Genomic DNA, 20,745 nt, shown 5'->3' with positions numbered 1-20,745 from the left:
AAGTGAAAGTAAAAGGGTTATTGAAATTTTTGGTTTTTGGATCTACCTCAGCATTCCTGATGGGGGTAGTTTTTAATTCCAACGCCAATAAAAACCTTTTTAAACCTCTTTACGATGTTTCAGGAAAAGTTGTGCTCCCGCCCGATACGCCGGAAGTAAAACTTCCATACGATTTTAAAGATAACAATGGCTCGCAAGCTATTTTCGATGATAAAAATCCGCTTTATCTCGAAAATCCTTCTAACATCAAAACTGAAGTTACTTACGATCCTAAAACAGGTAATTACGATGTAAGTCAAAATATGGGCGGATTAAAATACCGACCGGATACTTATGTGGATGCGGAAGATTATCAGGATTACATGTTCCGTAAAGCCACACACGATTATTGGCGAACAAAAATAAAAGCGGAAGACATTAATAAGCCGCGTAAAGGAATTGTTCCAAAACTTCAGGTGAACAGTGAATTATTTGACCGTATTTTCGGTGGTAACACAGTTGATATTCGTCCAACCGGTACAGCTGAATTAATTTTTGGATTAAACAGAAACAAAACATTAAATCCGGCTATTCCGCAACGTCAACAAAAAGTTACGAATTTCGATTTTAACATGCGCATCCAGTTAAACCTCATTGGTAAAATTGGTGACAAATTAAAAATCACTACCAGCTATAACACCGAAGCCTCTTTCGATTGGGAAAATCAAGTGAAGTTAGATTACACCGGATACGAAGATGAGATTATAAAGAAAATTGAGGCAGGTAACGTTTCTCTCCCCTTAAACAGCTCTTTAATTACAGGTAGTCAGAGTTTATTTGGTATTAAAACACAATTACAGTTTGGTCGTTTAACAGCTACAACTATTTTCTCGCAACAGCGTGGTAAAAAACAAGAGGTAACAATTCAGGGTGGCGCGCAAACACAACAATTTAATGTGAATGGCGATAACTATGAAGCCAACAAACACTTCTTCTTAGCTCAGTATTTTAGAAACAATTACGACAGTTGGATGTCTACGCTTCCGGTTATTAATACGCCTATCATCATTAATAAAGTGGAGGTGTATGTATTAAATCAAACCGGAAGCTCCGAGCAAACACGTAACGTTGTTGCGTTCGAAGATTTAGGTGAAGACTCTATGAATGTTTGGCCGGAGTTCATTTCAACTTCATCCGGACCAAGCACCTGTATTTTCCCTTCTAACTATGCCGTGTATGACAGTACTGGAATTATTCCTCACAACGGTGCCAACAGTTTGTATTACGTCATGTCTGATCCTGTTACAGGTATTTTAAAAGACCGCGATGGTAGTAAGGTGTCGAGTTTATTAGCCAGCACTAACACCGCATCAAACACTTGTAATAGTAACGGACAATACATGGTTCAGTCCCGCGACTTTGATATGATTTACAACGCGCGTCGATTGAATGCAACTGAGTATACATTAAACACGCGTTTAGGATTTATCTCCTTAAATCAAACCTTAAACAACGATCAGGTATTAGCGGTATCATTCCAATTTACTTACAATGGTAAAGTTTATCAGGTGGGTGAATTCAGTGATCAATTCCCGGATAACACCAAATCACTCTTCTGTAAATTATTGAAAGGCGCTAACGTAAACGTTCGTTATCCTACCTGGGATTTGATGATGAAAAACGTTTATTCATTAGGCGCTTACAATTTAAATCAGCAAGATTTCAAATTAGATGTGTTCTATAACAACATCGAAACCGGCGTTGACATTCCTTACATTCCTTTCGGTGCTATTAACGGAAAACAATTAATTCAAGTGTTAGACTGCGATAAATTAAGCGTGAATGGCGATAATTTTGCGGATGGTGTTTTCGATTTCTTACCGGGCTACACCATTAATCCTGCTAACGGACGAATTTATTTTACAAGCATAGAGCCTTTTGGTACAAAATTACGCTCTAAGTTTGATCAGGTTAATGATTACCCTGCTGCCAACAAATATATTTTCCAGGAGTTATATGACTCTACCCGCGTTTCTGCTCAGCAATTACCGGAGAAAAACAGGTATAAAATTAAAGGCTCTTACAAATCAGCATCCGGCTCCGAAATTTCCTTAAATGCATTAAACATTCCGCAAGGCGCTGTTGTAGTTACAGCTAACGGTGTGCGCCTTACCGAAAACACAGATTATACGGTTGATTACACATTAGGTCGTGTAAAAATCATTAATGAAAGTATTTTAAATAGTGGTGCTCAAATTAAAGTGTCGGTTGAAAGCAACTCCCTCTTTAATGTGCAGCAAAAAAGTTTAATGGGTACTCGTCTCGACTTTAAAGTAAACCGCGATTTAACTTTAGGTGGTAGCTTCTTGCGTTTTTCTGAAAAACCGGTAACACAAAAAGTAAACACGGGTGATGAACCCGTATCCAATATTATTTATGGTTTAGATTATAACTACAAAACAGACGCGCCATTTTTAACGCGATTAATTGATCGTATTCCTCTCATTGATACCAAAGAAATGAGCAGCATTACAACACAAGGAGAATTTGCACAATTAATTCCGGGTAATGCGGCGGCTATTGGTAAAGATGGAAACTCTTACATTGATGACTTTGAAGGAAGTATTTCCTTGATTGATGTGCGTAATCCTTCAGCTTGGTTTTTATCCAGTATTCCGCAAGGACAGCCGGCCTTGTTCCCTGAGGCCAGTCAAACGGATGATATTATAGTTGGAAAAAACCGCGCGCGATTTAACTGGTACACTATCGATCCTGCATTAACACGTCAACAAAGCGGCGGGGTAACACCGGGCAACTATAATAAAGATGTTTACTCCAATAACTTATTCCGTCAAGTATTAGAAACCGAATTGTTCCCCGGAAAAACACCTCCTAACGGTCAGCCCGTTGTACTTCCTGTTTTTGATATTGGTTTTTACCCTGAAGAGCGCGGTCCGTATAATATGGATGTAACGCCTGTTGGTGGTATAACCGCGGGCATGAACATGAGTAACGGTAAGCTTAACAATCCTCAAAGTCGTTGGGGTGGTATCATGCGTCGTTTAGAAACAAACGATTTTCAGGCGGCCAACATTGAGTATGTACAGTTTTGGTTGATGGATCCGTTTAATGAGGATTACAACAGCGATACACATCCCGACATGGACAAAAACAACACGCCTGCCGGGGATTTATACATCAACTTAGGAAACGTTTCGGAAGATATTATTAAAGATGGTAGAATGAGTTATGAGAATGGTATTCCGGGTCCGTCTAACTTATCTTCTAATTTACCAACTATTGAAACAAATGTGGCTGTTGTGCCAACACTTCCACCATTGGTAAATGCTTTTTCGGTTGATCAAAACGACCGCGCCGCTCAGGATGTGGGTTATGATGGTTTAAATGATGAGGATGAAATTATTAAGTTTAGCTCCATTGTAAACTCACTTCCATCTGGAATCCCTCTCATTGACGCATTCAAACAAGACCCTTCTTCAGATAACTATCACTTCTTCCGTGGTGACGATTACGATAACGACATTACGTATAAAAATACTTTGATGCGTTACAGCAAGTACAACAACATGGAAGGCAACTCTCCAACTGAAGAACAATACAAGAGTCAAAATGCGGGAGGTTATCCTACTGGCGCTACTACCATTCCGAATATTGAAGACATTAACCGTGATAATACTTTAAGCGAGACAGAAAACTATTATCAATACCGCGTAAAAATTTCGAAGCAGGATTTAGATCCTAGCAATGTAGGAAACAACTTTATCGTGAATGCGTTTGAAGGTGTTGCTGATGTAGAAGGAATTAAAAAAACAGTGAAATGGTATCAATTTAAAATTCCTATTACGCAGTTTGAAAACGCGGTAGGCGGCATCGAAGGATTTAACTCCATTCGTTTCATGCGTGTTTACATGAAAGGTTTTGATCGTCCGGTTGTGTTACGTATGGCGCGTTTCGAATTAGTACGCAGTGATTGGAGAAGATATTTATTTGATTTAACTAAACCTGGTGAGTTCTTGGCAAACGACGATAACACAACAGCGTTTGACGTATCAGCGGTAAGCGTACAGGAAAATGGACAAAAAACGCCGGTGAACTATGTAATTCCTCCGGGCATTCAACAACAACAAAACATTCAAACCACCAATCTTGTTTTACAAAACGAACAAGCCTTACAGTTACGCACCACGAATTTAAAAGACGGTGATAGTCGTGCCGTTTACAAAAATCTTGAACAAGATATGCGAATGTTTAAGCAATTAAAAATGTTCGTTCACGCAGAAAAATTAAACAATGAAAAATTAAACGATGGTGATTTAACCGTGTTTGTGCGTTTAGGAACCGATTACAACAATAACTATTACGAATACGAAATTCCTTTACAGTTAACGCCAAACGGTTCTTATGATGGCACCAATGAAAATGATAAATACAAAGTGTGGCCAAGCGCAAATGAGTTTGTTATTCCTTTTGATTTATTAACCTCAAAAAAAGAAGAGCGTAATCGCGAAACGGGTAAAGACCTTGCTTTAACTCAAAAGCCTTGGGAATCATTTGATGGCAATAACAAAATCACCATCGTTGGTAATCCAAACTTAGGTGCTGTTAAGAGTATCATGATTGGTATTCGTAACCCTAAAGACAATGGCGCGTTACCACACAGTGTTGAAGTGTGGGTAAATGAATTACGCTTAACCGGATTTAATAACAAGGGCGGATGGGCAACAACCGGAAGAGTTCAGGCGAAGTTAGCTGATTTAGGAAACGTTTCAATTGCAGGAACTTACAGCAAACCGTTTTTCGGAAGCGTTGAAAAGAAAATTAATGAGCGCAGTAAAGAAACAACTTTGAATTGGGATTTCTCGTCACAAGTTCAGTTAGGAAAATTCTTCCCGGCAAAATGGAAAGTGTCATTGCCGTTCTATTATTCGTATGGTGAAACGCGCATCAAACCTTTATTTAATCCGTTTGAGCCCGATGTACAATTAGACAATTTAGTTCCAAGTGACGCCTTCTCTGATGATGAAATTCGTCAGTTAAAATTCAACGCGCTGGATTACACGAGGCGTAAGGGTTATAATTTCACAAACGTGCGCATTGATGGTTTAAAGCGTAAAAACGCCAAACCAATGCCGTGGGATATTTCCAATTTCGCTGTTACCTATGCGTACACCGAAATGTTTAAGCGCAACGTGAACATTGATCACAATCTCATTAAACAATATAGAGGTAATTTAACTTACGGATTTAACTTGCAACCAAAATCGTGGAAGCCATTCAGTAAAATGAAGATCTTCGAAAACAAATGGTTTGCGTTGATTAAAGATTTCAATTTACAGCCTTTACCAAATCGATTTGGTTTCACCATGGATGTGACACGAAACTATTCTGAATTATTAAACCGCGATATTACCAGCTTCTATACGAACGATGTAAATAAAACACTTACACAATACAACAAGCAGTTCCTGATTAATCGTAATTATGATTTCCGTTGGGATTTATGTAAGGCATTAAAGTTTGATTACACGGCAACGAATGAAGGTCGGGTATTAGAACCATTTGGTGCTATTGATACACGCGAAAAGAAAGACACCATTAAACAAAACCTAAAAGGCTTTGGTGAAAACGTTTCTTTCCGTCAGGCATTTAATGTGAACTATAACGTACCTATTAATAAAATTCCGATCCTTGATTTTGCAAATCTTTCTTATCGCTATGGCGGCACTTATACCTGGACTCGCCGACCGTTTGCTGTAGTTGATTCGATGAATATTGGAAACACAATTCAAAACACCAACACACAAAACTTTACCGGTACTTTCAATATGATTAGTCTCTATAATAAAATTCCATATTTTAAGAGAATTAACTCTGGTCAATCGAAAGCTGGAAAAGGTTTACGGCCGAATGAAAAAAATAATAATGCGCCGGTTGACAGTAACAAAACCACATTCAAAAATTCAGATAATTTTAAAGACATCGGCGAATTCCTTGCACGTGCTCTTATGATGATTAAAAACGTTTCGGTTACTTATCAATTAACAAACGGAACAGGTTTACCTAACTTCAGACCAAGCTCACAATACATGGGAATGGATTTCAGAGACGGACAAGCGCCGGGCTTAGGGTTTGTGGCAGGTTCGCAGGAAGACATCCGGCCAAAAGCCTTAGCTAATGGTTGGTTAACCTTAGCTGAATTTCAAACTTCTCCATATACGCGAATGAAAACCGAAAACAAAACATATCGCGCCAGCATAGAACCTCACGGAAGTTTAAAAATTGAATTGAACGGAACACAAAACAAGAGCTACAACTTAACAGAATTCATGCGTTGGGATCCAATTACACAACGCTACGAATTCCATGAAAGCCCTAATGAAACAGGAAACTTTAGCTCCAGTATTTTCTCTTTAGGACGTTCGTTTAAAGACAAAGGAAACAATGTAGAATCGGAATTATTTAAAGAATTCATTCGTACACGTCAGGATTACGCAAGAGAATTAAGTGCTAACAATCCAAACTCAAACGGTCAATACACTTATTATGACTTAGCAGGAAACTTACGTACCGGTTATGATGGTTACAGCGAAACGCAACAAGATGTTTTAATCGGAACATTCTATGAAACCTATAGCGGTAAAAAAATTAGAAACTACAACACTAAAAACATGTTCCCGGGCTTCCCATTACCAAACTGGACAGTGACCTGGGATGGTTTAGGAAAATTAAAAGTGTTTAAGAAAATGTTCCGCGGTATCACGCTTCGTCATAGTTATCGTTCTACATATACCGTTGGCGGGTATTCTAACAACTTAATTTACGGCGAGTCTAACGGCGCGCAAAGTAATCGTTCGCCAATTCAAAACCCTATTATATTCGGTACGCAACAAACATCTAACTTTAACTCTTATTACAATGTTACCTCTGTCGTAATTAGTGAGGCGTTTGCTCCGTTAATCAAAGTAGACTTACAGTTTAATAAACCGGGCTGGCAAGGTAATTTTGAAATTAAGAGAGATAAAACCGTTAACTTAAACTTAACCGGTCCGCAAATTATTGAAACAAAAGGTCAGGAATATGTAGTTGGTATTGGCTACCGTTATCCAAAATTAAGCATCAAGAAGTTGAAGATTCAAGGTAAGCCATTACAAAGTGATTTAAATATTAAGGTTGACTTAAGCTACCGCCGCAACGTATCTATTGTACGCCGTATCGTTGATGAAATTAGCACACCAACGGGCGGTACTAATATCATTACCTTGCGCTCGGCTATCGATTATCAGTTAACGCCAAACATTAACTTACGTTTATTCTACGATTGGATTAGAACAACACCTCAAACTTCGGCATCCTTCCCTACTTCAAACATCAACGGGGGCTTTAGCTTGAGGATTAATTTACAATAATATTAACCGACACTTGCAAATATTAACTAAACCTATACATTTGTACAAAAAATTATCATTATGAACTTCCCTGCAGATTTAAAATACACAAAAGACCACGAGTGGGTTAAAGTAAGCGGCAACACAGCTGTAGTTGGTATCACTGATTTCGCGCAAAAAGAATTAGGTGATATCGTTTACGTGGATATTACAACCATTGGTGAAACAGTAGAAAAAGAACAAGTGTTCGGAACCATTGAGGCTGTTAAAACCGTTTCTGATTTATTTATGCCTGTTACCGGAAAAGTATTAGAGGCGAACAAAGATATCGACTCTGCTCCTGAAAGCGTTAACAGCGACCCTTACGGAAAAGGTTGGATCATTAAAGTTGAATTATCAAATCCTTCTGATGTAGACGGATTGCTTTCTGCAGATGATTATAAAAAATTAATCGGCGCATAATTTGAAGCTTAAAAAATAATTAACCGTCCCGCAATAGCGGGACGTTTTATTTTATGATAAAGCAACTCTTACAACAACACGCCTATAAATTAAGCATTGGATGGGCTTTATTAATCCTTGGCCTTTGCTCCATGCCCGGACGTTTTATTCCCAGTACAAGCTGGCTCGAAATGTTGAGCTTTGATAAATGGGTTCATGCCGGAATATTTTTTGTGTTGGTTAGTCTGCTTAATTTTTCGGTTCATTTCAATCATCAAAATCATACACTGTTTTATATCTACTTCTTACTTTCCGTTTTATATGGAGGCGCCTTAGAAATTATGCAGGCAACCGTTTTTAGCGAGCGAAGTGCAGACTGGTACGATATAATAGCAAACAGTTTTGGCTGTGTAGTTGCCCTACTCTTTAAGAAGAAACTATTAAAATGGCTTGATTAGATGGAGCCTTTAGAAGGCTTACGTACTTTTTTGTTTTTTACAAGACCCGGACAGCTATCGCATTTGTTTTTACGCTTGAATAAAAAACATTCCTGAAACACCAGGGCAGTAAATGATAAAATCATTACAGCTATTATACTTCGGATGATTCGGGTTTTCATTAAATAAATCTATTATTCAAAGATATAATTTAGTAATTTAGTATCTGTTACAAAATGAATCTTTTTTTTCATATCGGCCGTTATTTTATGTTAATGTTCAGGGTGTTCAGCAAACCCGAGAAGTTTTCTGTTTATTGGCGTCAGATCATTTATGAAATCAACTCCATTGGTATTGGCTCTTTAACCATTGTTGCCATCATCTCTGTGTTTATGGGGGGTGTAATCACTATACAAGCAGCATTTGGATTTACAAGTCCGCTTGTGCCCTTATACGCGGTTGGATTCACTACACGTGAATCTATGTTGCTAGAGTTTTGTCCAACCATTGTAAGTTTAATTTTAGCCGGAAAAGTGGGCTCTAACATTGCTTCTGAAATTGGTGCCATGCGGGTAACCGAACAAATTGATGCCCTCGAAATCATGGGAGTTAATTCGGCAGGTTATTTAATCTTACCCAAAATTATTGCAGCGGTTCTTATTAACCCTTTCCTAATTGCCATTAGTATGTTCTTGGGATTAGCAGGTGGTTATATCATGGGAATTTCAACAGGAGCTTGCACGTCTTATGAATATATTTTTGGTATACAGGCTTTCTTTGAGCCCTGGAAATTAAATTACTCCTTTACAAAAGTTGTCACTTTTGCTTTCATCATTACCTCTGTTGCCTCTTACTATGGATATTACACAGATGGTGGTGCATTAGAGGTTGGTAAATCAAGCACCAAGGCCGTTGTTATGACCAGCATTTTAATTTTAATTTTCAATTTAATACTTACTCAGTTATTCTTAACACATTGATTGAAATTAAAAACATACACAAAAGCTTTGGCGACCGAAAAGTAGTGGATGATGTTTCCTTTACCTTTTATCCCGGTAAAACGAATCTAATGATTGGCGAAAGCGGATGTGGGAAAACAACCATTTTGAAATTAATGGTGGGTTTGCATGCGCTCGATAGCGGTGAGGTGTTATACTCCGGACAAAATTTTCCGGCACTGCAAGCAAAAGAAAAGCAAGAAGTTCGTAAACAAATTGGTATGTTGTTTCAGGCAGGAGCTTTGTTTGATTCACAAACCGTGGAAGAAAATGTGCGATTCCCGCTGGATATGTTTACCGATTTAAGCCGCGAGGAAAAAGATGAACGCGTTAACTTTTGTTTATCACGCGTGAAACTGGAAGGAAGAAATAATTTGTACCCTTCAGAGTTAAGTGGTGGTATGAAAAAACGTGCCGCACTTGCCAGGGCCATTGCAAACAACCCGAAATATTTATTTTGTGACGAACCTAATTCCGGGCTTGATCCAAAAACCTCCATTGTTATCGACGAATTAATTCAGGATATCACCCGTGAATACAATATTACTACCGTAGTAATTACGCACGATATGAATTCCGTTTTGGAAATCGGAGAAAACATCATGTTCATTCACAAAGGGAAAAATTACTGGACCGGCACCAAAGATCAAATTTTAAAAGCCGACAATCAGGAACTTTACAATTTTGTTTTTGCGTCTGAATTCATGCAGCAAGTATTTAAAGCTGCCAAATCATAATTTTAATTCGCGCTTCACCTGTTCTGTTATTTTTAAAACAGCGGGGCACACCAATGTGTTTTTATAGGTAAGATCCATTACCTGAATCATTTTTTTTCTGTCGGTATGCGGATACTCCCGACAAGCCTTTGGTCGGCTTTCATAAATGCTACAATAATTATCTCCATCCAAAAATGCACAGGGTGATGTCTGCAACACATAATCATTATCCTCGTCTATGCGTAAATATTTCTCAATGAATTGTCCGGGCTTCATTCGTAAAGCATGAGAGGCTCTTTCAATGTCATTCTGATAAAAAATGGGAGAAGTCGTTTTACAACAGTTAGCGCAGGTTAAACAATCAATCTCTGAAAAGGCTTCGTCGTGCGCCTCATGAAAGACCTCATCCAGGTTCTTTGGTTTCCTGAGTTTAATTTTTGTGTAAAACTGTTTGTTTTCTTTGCTGAGATTTTCAGCCTGCTTTTTAAATTGATCTAAGTCCACGACTACTTTTTTACGATGACATAAACATCTTCGTTGTCCTTCTTCATCAGATACTTTTCGCGTGCAAACCGCTCCAGACTTTTTTTATTCGTCTTTAAATCCTCAATCGCATCACGGTTATTTTTAATTTCAGCTAAGTAGTATGTTTTATCGGCGCGCAATTTATTAAGCTTGCCCATTAATTCCATCTGACTAAAAACATCGTTTTTATCGAAAAACAGCAGCCAAACAATTATGCCAATTATTGTAAGTAGGTACTTGTTTCGAATGATGTTTAAAAACTTTTTCACCTTATAAAATTACGAAACCGTTATGCTCAATGTTACGCTTACGAATACAATTATTAAAACAGCATTGTTAGTTTGTTTGTTTCCGGCGAGATAAACGGGGTTTTAGCCACGTTTCATATAAAAAAGAGAGTATTGCAACCCCGTTTATGATGATAAATGGCCAAATAATTAAATAGTATCTGGTTTCAAAATACCTGTACTCGAAAGTAAGAATTATGAACAGAACCAGAAAGCTGATTCCGGAAATAATACGATACCATAGTGGTAATAGTTTTGAAAACAGTCCGATAAAAAACAAAACATAAAATGTAGCGTTCATCAAATATAGAACTGCCTTAATGCATTTTTTAACAAAAGAATATCCTTCTTCGTTTGGTTGAAGCCAGGCAATATTCGCTGTATTGCTCTGAAATACTATATCCTTTAGGTGTCCGAGTGGCGTTAATACATAATAATTTAAAAAAGCCTTTTTCTTAAATTCATTCGTCATGGTGTTATACCTCACCCTTAATTTTTCATTGCAATTTAAAAACTCTTCCTCTCCTGTTACATTGTTCTTTTCAATGTTCCCCTTTCTTTTAAACAAACTCTCGTAACAAATAAGATATTCCTTTATCACGTTTTTCAAGGTATCTCTATTCCACACCTGAAAAGCCGTACCGGGAAAGGAAGCGAGAAAATTATCTAACAGTACTTCGTTCCTGCCAGCATTATTATTTGCGATATTGTCTGTTGCTCTTTGCACGAACAACTCGCAGCCATAATCCGCAGGATTACCGAAACAGGAAACCATACTTCTTAATTCAATCAAAGAATGTCCATAATCCATAATATCCTTGCGCTCGAGCTTTTCAAGTAAAATAATTTCTCCATTTGTTACTTTATAGTTTCTGATTACCCAGGGCATAAAAATTATAAGAGCCCCTATTAAAATTAAAATAGATTTTTTAGTCTGAACTAAAACAAATGCCCTGCTTTTATAATTCTCCATTAGCTCCGTAAAAATCATCGCTATGGCGAGGACCAGACAAAGCGGACGGTTTAAAATACAAATTGCAGCAACAATGCCCGTTGTTAAATACATAAAATTACTTTTCGTCTTTCTTGCATTCATATAACTATAAACAGTCAGAACAACAAAAAAAGGAGTAATGGACTCTGTAATAGTAAAAGGCAAATAGCTTGATATAAACGGACAAACCCCATATAGTATGGCCGCAATTAATGCGTTCCTTGTCCTCTGAGTTAATCCCAACACTATCAAATAAATTAACCACGCAGAAATACAGAAAAGTATTATTTGGAAATACCTTAATAAAACAATTCCGTTCTCATATCCGAATTCATAGGTAAAAAACCCATAAATTATTGGGTATACCGGTGTACGGCGGACGCTTAAGTTTTTATACGCCGGATCAATCGTAAATCCCTTTCCTTCTCGCCAGTTTTTATATTGATTTACGTACCAGTAATCATCCGGACTATAAATCATGGTGTTCGCGACAAGACTTTGGCTTGACTTACTTTCATTATTAGGATTAACTTTTCTAATGTAATGAGCCGTGAAAGAAATAAACCCGTAAGAAAAAACAAACGCGGTAAGAAGTACTATATATAAGTGCTTTTTATTAAATTCCAAAACAATTTGATTTAAGGCTAATTTAATCAAATTTTTAAATCTGACCATTCGCCCATAAAACAAATGCTAAGTGATGTTAAATCTGAAACGTTATCGTAATCACGTTCGTAATAAATTCTATCTTTAATACAGGTTTATGCGGCTTTCTCATTTCATAACAATTATTTTTTCTGTTGTGTGCTTTTCAAGCTTTGGGCAAAGCTTTAAAGAACAACAACTAAAAAACAGTAGGGTTAAAAAAGCATACCAAAACAAGTGGCCCGGTATTGAAGCCGATTTAAAAAACAAAAACATTAGTTCCGGCGACTTAGAAGTTTTTATACGTGTGTTTAAACATGAACAAGAGCTGGAGTTGTGGGTTAAAAATAAATCATCGCAACAATTCACTCTTTTCAAAAAAATAAATATTTGTGCGTCAAGCGGTGATTTAGGTCCAAAACGTAAACAAGGCGATATGCAAGTGCCGGAGGGAATTTATGATGTTCCCTTTTTTAATCCAAGCAGCAGTTATTATCTGGCGCTTAAAGTCGGATATCCCAATAAAAGCGATAGAATTTTAGCTACCGGTAAAGATCCCGGAGGGGATATCATGATTCACGGAAATTGTGTGACCATTGGTTGTATCCCACTACAGGATGGTCCGGTTGAAGATGTTTATTTGCTTTGCGTAGAAGCAAAAAACAAAAACAATCCCATACGTGTAGAGATTTTCCCTTGCCGCATGACCAAAGAAAACGATAAAGTATTATCTGCATATTCGGCAGAGCTGAATAAATTTTGGAGTGCTTTAAAGCCGGCCTACACCTATTTTGAATCGAACAAAAAACCCGCCCAATATAGTATTGATAAAGCCGGAAATTATTTGTTTACTAATTGAGCCTTGTCAAACGAAAAGCTGAGCATTATCATCATTTTGATATCCTCAATGCTTACATTTGTTTTGTGAGACTGCGATTTATACACGCTGCTATTATTCTTGTTTCCATTTTTTGCTTAAGTGTAAGGGCACAAGACATGCGCATTGGGGCTGGCATTTCTAATCACGGTACAGCATGGCCGGTAATTGGTTATCCGAAACTATTTTACGCGGCGTTTCATCCGGGTTTAGATTTTTTTGCTGAAAAAAAAATAAACAAAAAAGAAAAAAATCAATGGTGGCTAGAGGCGGGGCTTGGCACATTCTATCATCGTTTTTTCCAAACAGCCGCTAAGCTAAACTTAAACTTACATCACCGTTATTTTTTTAATACGCGTGTCTATTCCGATGTTGCGCTTGGTGCAGGTTACCTCCACTCATTTTATCAATATCAAGTTTTTAAATTAAAATCGGATGGCACTTATGTAAAAGAATCCGGCATTAAAGGTCGGCCACAATTTATTATGGGAACGATAATTGGTTGTGGTGTTGCATTAAAAAAATCAGATCCTGAAAAATTTAATTTATTAATTCAGTTTCGTACTAATATTCAAGGGCCTTTCGCCGGAAGTTTTGTTCCCATTGTTCCTTACAACGCAATCATGCTTGGCATTACAACACGCTTAAACAAATGTGAAAAGAAAAATGAAACAGCTAAATAGATTATATTTTCTCATCGTAATCGTTTTCTTTTCTCATTGTAAAAAGGAAGAAATTGTCCCAACTAAATCCATTGATTGTGTTTATGCCGACAGTAGTACAACACATCCAAAGCATACCGCTTACACTGAGTTGTTAGAACGCTACCGTAAAAAAGGTTTACCGGGAATTTCTATTTTAATTAACGACTCCAATGGTACATGGATTGGTTCTAGCGGATTTGCCGACATTGACAAAGGAATCAAATTCTCTCCTTGTCATATATCGAAAGTAGCCAGTATAACCAAACTGTTAGTGGGTTCTATGGTTTTGAAATTACAGGAACAAGGGAAAATCAACATCAACGATCCGATATCAAAATACATTGATAATGATATTTTAAAGAAAATAAAAAATGCGGATGGAAAAACCATTAAGCAATTGATGAATCATACTACCGGAATTTTTGATGTGATTACTGCCCCTGCTTTTTATCTGGCTATCATCAACAATCCAAACAAAACCTGGTCGTTTGAGGAGTTGTTACAGTTTGTATATAACAAAGACGGAGAAGAATTAAGTTCACAATATCCCGCCAATTATTCTAACACCAATACATTATTACTCGCCATGTGTGTTGAAAAAGCGACAGGCGAAAGACATGATAAGTTATTGCGCGATTTGATTTTAACACCTTTGGGCATGAGTAACACGTATTACCAGGGACGAGAACAAATTCCGAATGATGCGGCGCAAGGCTATTTTGATTTACACAGTAACGGAACCATTGTAAATGTATCTAATTACATAACAGGAAGTGGAAATGGGTTTGGCGGAATATATTCGAACGTATTTGATTTATTCAAATTTATGGAGGCGTTATTCGCAAAGAAAACTTTATTATCCCAAGCTTCTTTAGATTTAATGACAGAGTTTAACCGGGAAGACGATGATTACTACTGTGGTGTAAGTACAGTAAAGAAATTTACCCATAAAGCTACTTATGGAATTGGTCACACCGGCCGCGACTTAGGATACAACGCTAACTCATTCTATTTCCCCGAGAGAGGCTACACCATTATTTTCTTTGTTAATTACGGCACAAACGGTAACAGTAGTTTAAAGCAAACCTTTTTCGATTTTGAGAGCGAATTAACCGATGTAGTCTTAAATTAAAAAAACCCGCAATATGCAGGGCTTTTAATTTTATTAGTTGCTATTATTTTCCTTTTCCGCCTTCGGCATTACCGGCACCGGCTACCGCAAAACTTTCCAAATCTCTATCAAAGAAGTACAATCCGCTCTTATCATCACCGATTAATTTAATCTTGTCCATAATCTGACGCGCTAACGCTTCTTCTTCTATTTGTTCACTCACATACCACTGTAAAAAGTTGTGCGTTGTATAATCTCTTTCTTTTAAGGTAATCTCAACTAACTTATTTATTTCATTGGTTACTTTTACCTCATGCTTTAATATCTCTTCAAAAACAGACTTTACCGATTTAAACTTTACAGGAGGCTGACTTAATGCTGGCACTACACCGTGTCCACCACGCTCATTCACAAACTTAATCAACTTGAGCATGTGCATGCGCTCTTCATCGGCATGCTTATATAAAAATCCCGACACGCCGTTTAAGCCTTGTGTTTCGGCCCAACTCGCCATCGCTAAATAATATTGCGAGGAAGATGCCTCTAATTCGATTTGCTTATTTAAAGCTGTACTTACTTTTGAACTTAACATGAGTTTTGTTTTAGATTTATAGTATAAAGTTATATCTTTATTTTCATTATAAAAATATAAATATTGTTTATTTCCTTGACAAAAATTACAAAATATTACATCATCATCTTTATAACAATTCTGCAGGGGGTTTTGTTCTCCCAGGATATAAAAAAAATCGTTGAACTAAACAATAAAGCCGACTCTGTCTTAAGGTCTGACCCACAATTGTCCCAAACCTTTGCCGATTCTGCTGTTTCCCTCTCCCTTCAAATTAAAAACGACTCACTTACCTATCTTAGTCGACATAAAAAAGCGGTGGCTCTATATATACTTGGTGACCTAAATCGTTCCTTGGAATGTTTTATTGAAAACAAAGGCTTAGCCAAAAAATTAAATCAAAGTTCGAAAATCATTGAAAGCTTAAATGCCATCGGCAATTTGTACGTAAGTAATGAGAGGTTTGATAACGCAAGATTAACTTATCATGAGGCAAGAGCTTATAGCGTTTTTACAAAAAACAAGGTTAAAAAATGCTTAGTAGAAAGCAACCTTGCTATAATGTATTCTAAAATTAAGCAGAATGACTCTGCAATTTTCTATAGCAACCTGGTTATTAATAATGCGTCGGAAGAACAAGCGAAAAATTTATCGTTTATGGGTAACATTTATGGAACCCTGCTTTCTGCCTATTCCGAATTGCGTAACAAAGATTCTGTTGCAAAATACTCGGCAATTGTTTTAGAATATTATAAAAACGGGGGGGATCTTTTAGGTTATGCCGGAACCCTTTACAATATTGGCACATTCTATTACAAAATGAAAGACGCGGAAACTTCATTAAAATATTTTGAATTAGCTTATAAAGCTAATCCTGACAACGTCGAATTAGCAATGTCAATTAATAAAGCCCTTGGTGATGTTTATTACGAACTCAAAAAATATATTAAGTCAGCTGAGTTTTATAACACCGCCTTTTTCCTAAAAGACAGTGTAAACAAACTACGCACAGTAGAAAAACTCAGCGAAATGGAAGTGAAGTATGAAACCGGTAAAAAAGAAGATGAGTTAAAACGTCTTTCTGCAGAACAAGAAATAAGCACTTTAAAAGTGAAACAATCACGCACACTAACTTTTATTTCCATCATTTCTGTTATCGTATTTTTGATAATTGCAGGTGTCTTGTTTAAACAAAATAAAAACAAAAAACAGGCAAACGCCTTATTACAAAAACAAAACGACGAAATTACCCATCAGAAAAAAGAAATAACCGATAGCATTAATTACGCTAAACGTATTCAGCTTTCTATTTTACCCCCCGATAAAATGGTAAAACGCTTGTTGCCCGACGCGTTTATATTTTACAAGCCTAAAGATGTAGTAAGCGGTGACTTCTATTGGGTAGAAGAAAAAAATAATTTAGTCATGTTTGCCGCTGTTGATTGTACCGGACACGGCGTACCGGGTGCCATGATGAGTGTGGTGGGCATGAGTTTATTAAATCGCGCTGTTAACGAAAAAGATTTAACCAAACCTTCCGACATTTTACAACATTTGGATATGGGTGTAACAGATACACTCCGACAAAATCAAGAAGACAATGCAGTAAAAGATGGCATGGATTTGTCTTTATGTACTTATAACGCGCAGACAAAAGAATTACAATTCGCGGGCGCTTTCAATAATTTGTGGATTGTGCGTAAGAATTTCTCTTCATCACATAAAATCACATCCGATAAAGAAATCTTTTTTGAAGATAGTTTATTAGAGATAAAGGCAGATAAGTTTCCAATTGGCAGTAACATCGATGGCGTAGCCGATAATTATACCAATCACAAAATCCAATTACAAAAAAGCGATTATATTTATTTATATTCTGATGGTTTTGCCGATCAGTTTGGCAGACCAAAAGGAAAAAAATTCAAGTACAACGCGCTTAAAAAATTACTCATCTCCATTCACGATTTATCTCCAGCCCAACAACACGAAGCCATTAAAACCGCTTACGAAAACTGGAAGGGAAATCTTGAACAAATTGATGATATCCTGGTGATTGGTGTTCGTGTTTAATGCTGCAAAAATATTTCATAGCCATCATTCCTCCTGAACCGGTGTTTTCACAAATAGAAAACATTAAAAAAGAAGTGTCGGAAAAATACAACAACAAAAGTGCCTTGCGTTCCCCTTCGCACATCACATTGCATATGCCCTTTGAATGGAAAACAGAAAAAGAAGAAATTCTTTTGAATACACTTTCCAATTTCAAAACAGAAATTCCTGCTTTTGAAATTAATTTGAAGAACTATAATTGTTTTGAACCCAAAGTAGTTTTTGTGGATGTTATTGAGAATGAAAATTTAAACAAACTACAAAAAGAAGTGGTTAAACAAGTAAAGTCAAATCTCAACATTTTCAATCAGGCGGATGACATGCGGAAATATCATCCACACGTTACCATCGCTTTCCGTGATTTGAAAAAAGAATTTTTCTACCTGATGATGGAAGAATATCGCAACAAATCCTTTGAAGCTAACTTTCTATGCAACTCTTTCTTCCTCTTAAAACACACAGGAAAAAGCTGGTTACCCTATAAAGAATTTAAATTCGCTTAAAGCTTAATCATTAATTGAAGTACATGCGTGCGTGGTGGTCTCACATCGCCCGGTCGTGAACTGTATTCTTCATTGGCCACGTTGTTACAAATGTAGGAGAGCTTCACTACTTTGGATAATTGGAAACCTATTCTGAAATCATGCACCCAAGAGCCTGCTTTATCTTTCTCTCTGTATTCAGGCAAACCCGGCAATACATACGTAGAAGGAATCTGATCAAACTCAGGTAACAAATCATGCAATAAACTTTCATTAAACTTTTTATCAATGTTCTCCATGTAACTTTGATAACGAGTGCTGAACCCAATTGAAACAAATTTATAATCGAATTGAATATCGTTCTTAAATAAATGACGGTTACGGTATTTCAGCACATTTAAATAAGGTAAGCCTAATGTGTCTTTTGTTGGATTGTAATCCGGATTAATCGGATCGATATAAGTGTAACCACTAAATAAAGCTACGTTTACCGGACCAATCTTTCCACCGCCGGTTAAAGAAATATCGATTCCTTTAATTTGCGCACGTCCTAAGTTTTGAGATTTAAATCCTGCGTACTCTCTATCCGTTAACTGCACCACGTAACCTTGTGGTTTTGGCTCCGGGAAATAAAAATCAAAAACAAACTCCACCATATTGGTGTACTCCGTCCAGAATCCGGCCACATCCAAAAAGCCTTTAAATTTTCCTAAAGAGAAGCCTTGCTTCACGCCAATCTCTGCACTCCAACCGCGCTCCGGTTGTAATGATGGGTTTTCATAAATTCTTAAAGAACTTACATTCGTGCTGATGTATTTCTCCGCTACACTCGGAAAACGATACCCTTGTCCGAATGAAGCGCGCAAGAACGTATATTCCAATAATTGATAATTTAAACCTGCACGCGCCACCGGCTGAAACGGCAAATCATTTATTTTCTTAGTTAAATAGCCACGTGTAAATGCCGTATCTACTTTATAAAACTCGCCACGTAATCCGAGTGACATCGTAAGACGTTTAATTTTCTTATCCAATTGTAAATAGCCGGCAGTGTTTTTTCCGACATGTCTACCATATAAAGAGTCGCTGAAAATCTGTTGCTCAATGTACAAGGCGCCGGCCGTTATAGTTAAGTTATTACTAAATCGCTTCTGGTATTGCAACTCGTTATAATACAATTCAGCGGTGGCCTCTTGATTTTTATCGTTGGTGTTCAGAGTTAAGTAATAACGACTTCTAAAACTTAATTTGTTATCCTTACCCCAGAAGTACGTAACAAAAGGATCCACATTAAAACGTTTGTTTTTGTATTTCTGAATATCGTTCGGAACATAGGCACTGTCGGCGTGCTTCCACAAGAAGAACAGACCACCTTGCACATCCATTAAATTTGTATTGACGCCAATTGATAAACCCGGAATCTTTTTGAAATTATAACGAATGTTTGCATTGATGCGCGCGCGTCTTTCGTTTTCGTTTTTCATTACCTGACGATTAATGGTGGTTGTGCCCGAAGTCACCGCTTCATTCACCAATCCGCCGCGATAACCATCATCGCTAAACATGTGGCCGCCAATCACCAAATCAAAATTTCCGATTTTTTCGGAGTGAGAAAAATTAATGCCAGCTTGTTGCTGACTGCTTCCCTTCCACCATTTGTATTGATATTTTGGCGCATCGTATCCGCCACCGAATAAAGTTACAGAAGTACTTGGTTTATCTTTTGCATAAGCCGTACGTAAATTGATCACACCATTTAAAGCAGAAGAACCAAACAAAGCAGATGAAGCGCCTTTAATTACTTCTACTTGTTCTAAATTTTCTATTGGCAAATAGTTCCATTTTACATCACCTGCGTCGGCGCTAATCATTGGCATTTCATCCACCATTACCAACACACGACTACCGGCACCATAAGCAAAACCACTTCCACCGCGAATACTTGCCTGACCGTCACTCACCGTTACGCCCGGTACTTGATTCATAATATTGTCGATAGACGTTGTGTTTTTATTTTCAATCAAAGCCGGTTTAATCACCTCCATACTCACCGTTACATCCGATAATTTTTGTTCGAACTTTCCGGCCGACACAACCACCTCTTCTAAAAGTTTGTTAGCATCTGTCATCGAAAAATTGAGAGTAAGTGTATCGTTTTCTTTTAAGTCAACCGTTTGTGAAATGGTTTTGTATCCCATCATCGTACACTCCACCGTTTGTTTACCGGCTGTTGTTGTAAGTAAGAACATTCCGTTCATGTCGGTGCTGGTTCCATTACTTTTTCCAATTGATACTAACGCGCCGGGGAGAGTTTCTTTGCTGCTATTATCAGTAACTGTTCCTTTAATGAATGCAGGAGCCTGAGAAAATAAATTTATTTTAATCAGAATAAAGCAAAGTGTAAAAAGTGTTGTAGTTTTGCGCATACTATGTTATGCTAATATTAGCACAATATAAACAAGA

The 20,745-nt window shown here is 37.2% G+C and carries 16 protein-coding genes; 10 read left to right on the top strand and 6 right to left on the bottom strand.

Annotation, left to right across the window (positions count from 1 at the left end):
• The first annotated feature begins 2 nt into the window (after nt 1-2).
• From sprA to J0L69_02265, 3 genes are read left to right on the top strand one after another with little or no spacing between them, the layout of a single operon-like run.
• Complete coding sequence (gene sprA / locus J0L69_02275) at nt 3-7,406, top strand: cell surface protein SprA (GenBank protein MBN8691990.1); 7,404 nt, start codon at nt 3-5, stop codon at nt 7,404-7,406.
• A 60-nt stretch (nt 7,407-7,466) separates the two neighbouring features.
• Nucleotides 7,467-7,847, top strand: a complete 381-nt coding sequence (gene gcvH, locus J0L69_02270; protein ID MBN8691989.1) for a glycine cleavage system protein GcvH — start codon at nt 7,467-7,469, stop codon at nt 7,845-7,847.
• Nucleotides 7,848-7,900: 53 nt separating this feature from the next.
• Nucleotides 7,901-8,284, top strand: coding sequence for a VanZ family protein (locus J0L69_02265; protein ID MBN8691988.1), 384 nt, complete (start codon nt 7,901-7,903; stop codon nt 8,282-8,284).
• Here J0L69_02265 and J0L69_02260 read toward each other — a convergent pair.
• The gene (locus J0L69_02260; GenBank protein ID MBN8691987.1) at nt 8,281-8,445 is read right to left on the bottom strand and encodes a hypothetical protein; all 165 of its coding nucleotides are present in this window, start codon (nt 8,443-8,445) and stop codon (nt 8,281-8,283) included. The genes J0L69_02265 and J0L69_02260 overlap by 4 nt on opposite strands.
• A 54-nt stretch (nt 8,446-8,499) precedes the next feature.
• On the opposite strand from J0L69_02260, the gene J0L69_02255 reads away from it, so the two are divergent.
• The gene (locus J0L69_02255; protein MBN8691986.1) at nt 8,500-9,243 is read left to right on the top strand and encodes an ABC transporter permease; all 744 of its coding nucleotides are present in this window, start codon (nt 8,500-8,502) and stop codon (nt 9,241-9,243) included.
• A complete protein-coding gene (locus tag J0L69_02250; GenBank protein MBN8691985.1) occupies nt 9,240-9,998 on the top strand; it encodes an ATP-binding cassette domain-containing protein in 759 nt (252 codons plus the stop codon). The genes J0L69_02255 and J0L69_02250 overlap by 4 nt, the downstream gene beginning before the upstream one ends.
• Here the strand turns inward: J0L69_02250 and J0L69_02245 are convergent.
• The 3 genes from J0L69_02245 to J0L69_02235 all read right to left on the bottom strand — a co-directional run bounded on the left by J0L69_02245 (nt 9,993) and on the right by J0L69_02235 (nt 12,440).
• Entirely contained in the window at nt 9,993-10,481 is a 489-nt protein-coding gene (locus J0L69_02245; protein MBN8691984.1) for a YkgJ family cysteine cluster protein, read from the bottom strand. The two genes, J0L69_02250 and J0L69_02245, sit on opposite strands and share 6 nt — an antisense overlap.
• Nucleotides 10,482-10,483: 2 nt before the next feature.
• Complete coding sequence (locus tag J0L69_02240) at nt 10,484-10,771, bottom strand: septum formation initiator family protein (protein MBN8691983.1); 288 nt, start codon at nt 10,769-10,771, stop codon at nt 10,484-10,486.
• 67 nt (nt 10,772-10,838) lie between these two features.
• Nucleotides 10,839-12,440: a glycosyltransferase family 39 protein gene (locus J0L69_02235; protein MBN8691982.1), complete on the bottom strand. Its 1,602-nt coding sequence runs from the start codon at nt 12,438-12,440 to the stop codon at nt 10,839-10,841.
• A 145-nt stretch (nt 12,441-12,585) separates the two neighbouring features.
• On the opposite strand from J0L69_02235, the gene J0L69_02230 reads away from it, so the two are divergent.
• From J0L69_02230 to J0L69_02220, 3 genes are read left to right on the top strand one after another with little or no spacing between them, the layout of a single operon-like run.
• A complete protein-coding gene (locus J0L69_02230; protein MBN8691981.1) occupies nt 12,586-13,287 on the top strand; it encodes a hypothetical protein in 702 nt (233 codons plus the stop codon).
• On the top strand, nt 13,284-13,988 hold the full coding sequence (locus tag J0L69_02225; protein ID MBN8691980.1) for a hypothetical protein: 705 nt from the start codon (nt 13,284-13,286) through the stop codon (nt 13,986-13,988). Before J0L69_02230 ends, J0L69_02225 begins: the two co-directional genes overlap by 4 nt.
• A complete protein-coding gene (locus tag J0L69_02220) occupies nt 13,972-15,141 on the top strand; it encodes a beta-lactamase family protein (GenBank protein MBN8691979.1) in 1,170 nt (389 codons plus the stop codon). The genes J0L69_02225 and J0L69_02220 overlap by 17 nt, the downstream gene beginning before the upstream one ends.
• 43 nt (nt 15,142-15,184) lie before the next feature.
• Here the strand turns inward: J0L69_02220 and J0L69_02215 are convergent, their stop codons facing one another.
• Nucleotides 15,185-15,712 (bottom strand): ferritin, encoded by a 528-nt coding sequence (locus tag J0L69_02215; GenBank protein MBN8691978.1) that lies wholly within the window; start codon nt 15,710-15,712, stop codon nt 15,185-15,187.
• Nucleotides 15,713-16,252: 540 nt separating this feature from the next.
• Between J0L69_02215 and J0L69_02210 the strand changes: the two genes are divergently transcribed.
• Together J0L69_02210 and thpR are read left to right on the top strand one after the other, a co-directional pair.
• Entirely contained in the window at nt 16,253-17,761 is a 1,509-nt protein-coding gene (locus J0L69_02210) for a SpoIIE family protein phosphatase (GenBank protein MBN8691977.1), read from the top strand.
• Entirely contained in the window at nt 17,761-18,303 is a 543-nt protein-coding gene (thpR, locus tag J0L69_02205; GenBank protein ID MBN8691976.1) for an RNA 2',3'-cyclic phosphodiesterase, read from the top strand. The genes J0L69_02210 and thpR overlap by 1 nt, the downstream gene beginning before the upstream one ends.
• Here thpR and J0L69_02200 read toward each other — a convergent pair.
• Complete coding sequence (locus J0L69_02200; GenBank protein MBN8691975.1) at nt 18,300-20,708, bottom strand: TonB-dependent receptor; 2,409 nt, start codon at nt 20,706-20,708, stop codon at nt 18,300-18,302. The two genes, thpR and J0L69_02200, sit on opposite strands and share 4 nt — an antisense overlap.
• Between the last annotated feature and the right edge of the window lie 37 nt (nt 20,709-20,745).

The organism is Bacteroidota bacterium, assembly GCA_017303905.1.
Lineage (GTDB): Bacteria > Bacteroidota > Bacteroidia > B-17B0 > Aurantibacillaceae > JAHEYG01.
Note: the sequence above shows the minus strand (reverse complement) of the source record. Positions and strands in the feature narration are given on the sequence as shown.

Bases quoted from the DNA above. Each gene is read 5' to 3' on its own strand.
- gcvH (MBN8691989.1), top strand. From the start codon at position 7,467: ATGAACTTCCCTGCAGATTTAAAATACACAAAAGACCACGAGTGGGTT.
- J0L69_02265 (MBN8691988.1), top strand. From the start codon at position 7,901: ATGATAAAGCAACTCTTACAACAACACGCCTATAAATTAAGCATTGGA.
- J0L69_02260 (MBN8691987.1), bottom strand. From the start codon at position 8,445: ATGAAAACCCGAATCATCCGAAGTATAATAGCTGTAATGATTTTATCA.
- J0L69_02255 (MBN8691986.1), top strand. From the start codon at position 8,500: ATGAATCTTTTTTTTCATATCGGCCGTTATTTTATGTTAATGTTCAGG.
- J0L69_02220 (MBN8691979.1), top strand. From the start codon at position 13,972: ATGAAACAGCTAAATAGATTATATTTTCTCATCGTAATCGTTTTCTTT.
- J0L69_02215 (MBN8691978.1), bottom strand. From the start codon at position 15,712: ATGTTAAGTTCAAAAGTAAGTACAGCTTTAAATAAGCAAATCGAATTA.
- J0L69_02210 (MBN8691977.1), top strand. From the start codon at position 16,253: ATGTATTCTAAAATTAAGCAGAATGACTCTGCAATTTTCTATAGCAAC.
- thpR (MBN8691976.1), top strand. From the start codon at position 17,761: ATGCTGCAAAAATATTTCATAGCCATCATTCCTCCTGAACCGGTGTTT.
- J0L69_02200 (MBN8691975.1), bottom strand. From the start codon at position 20,708: ATGCGCAAAACTACAACACTTTTTACACTTTGCTTTATTCTGATTAAA.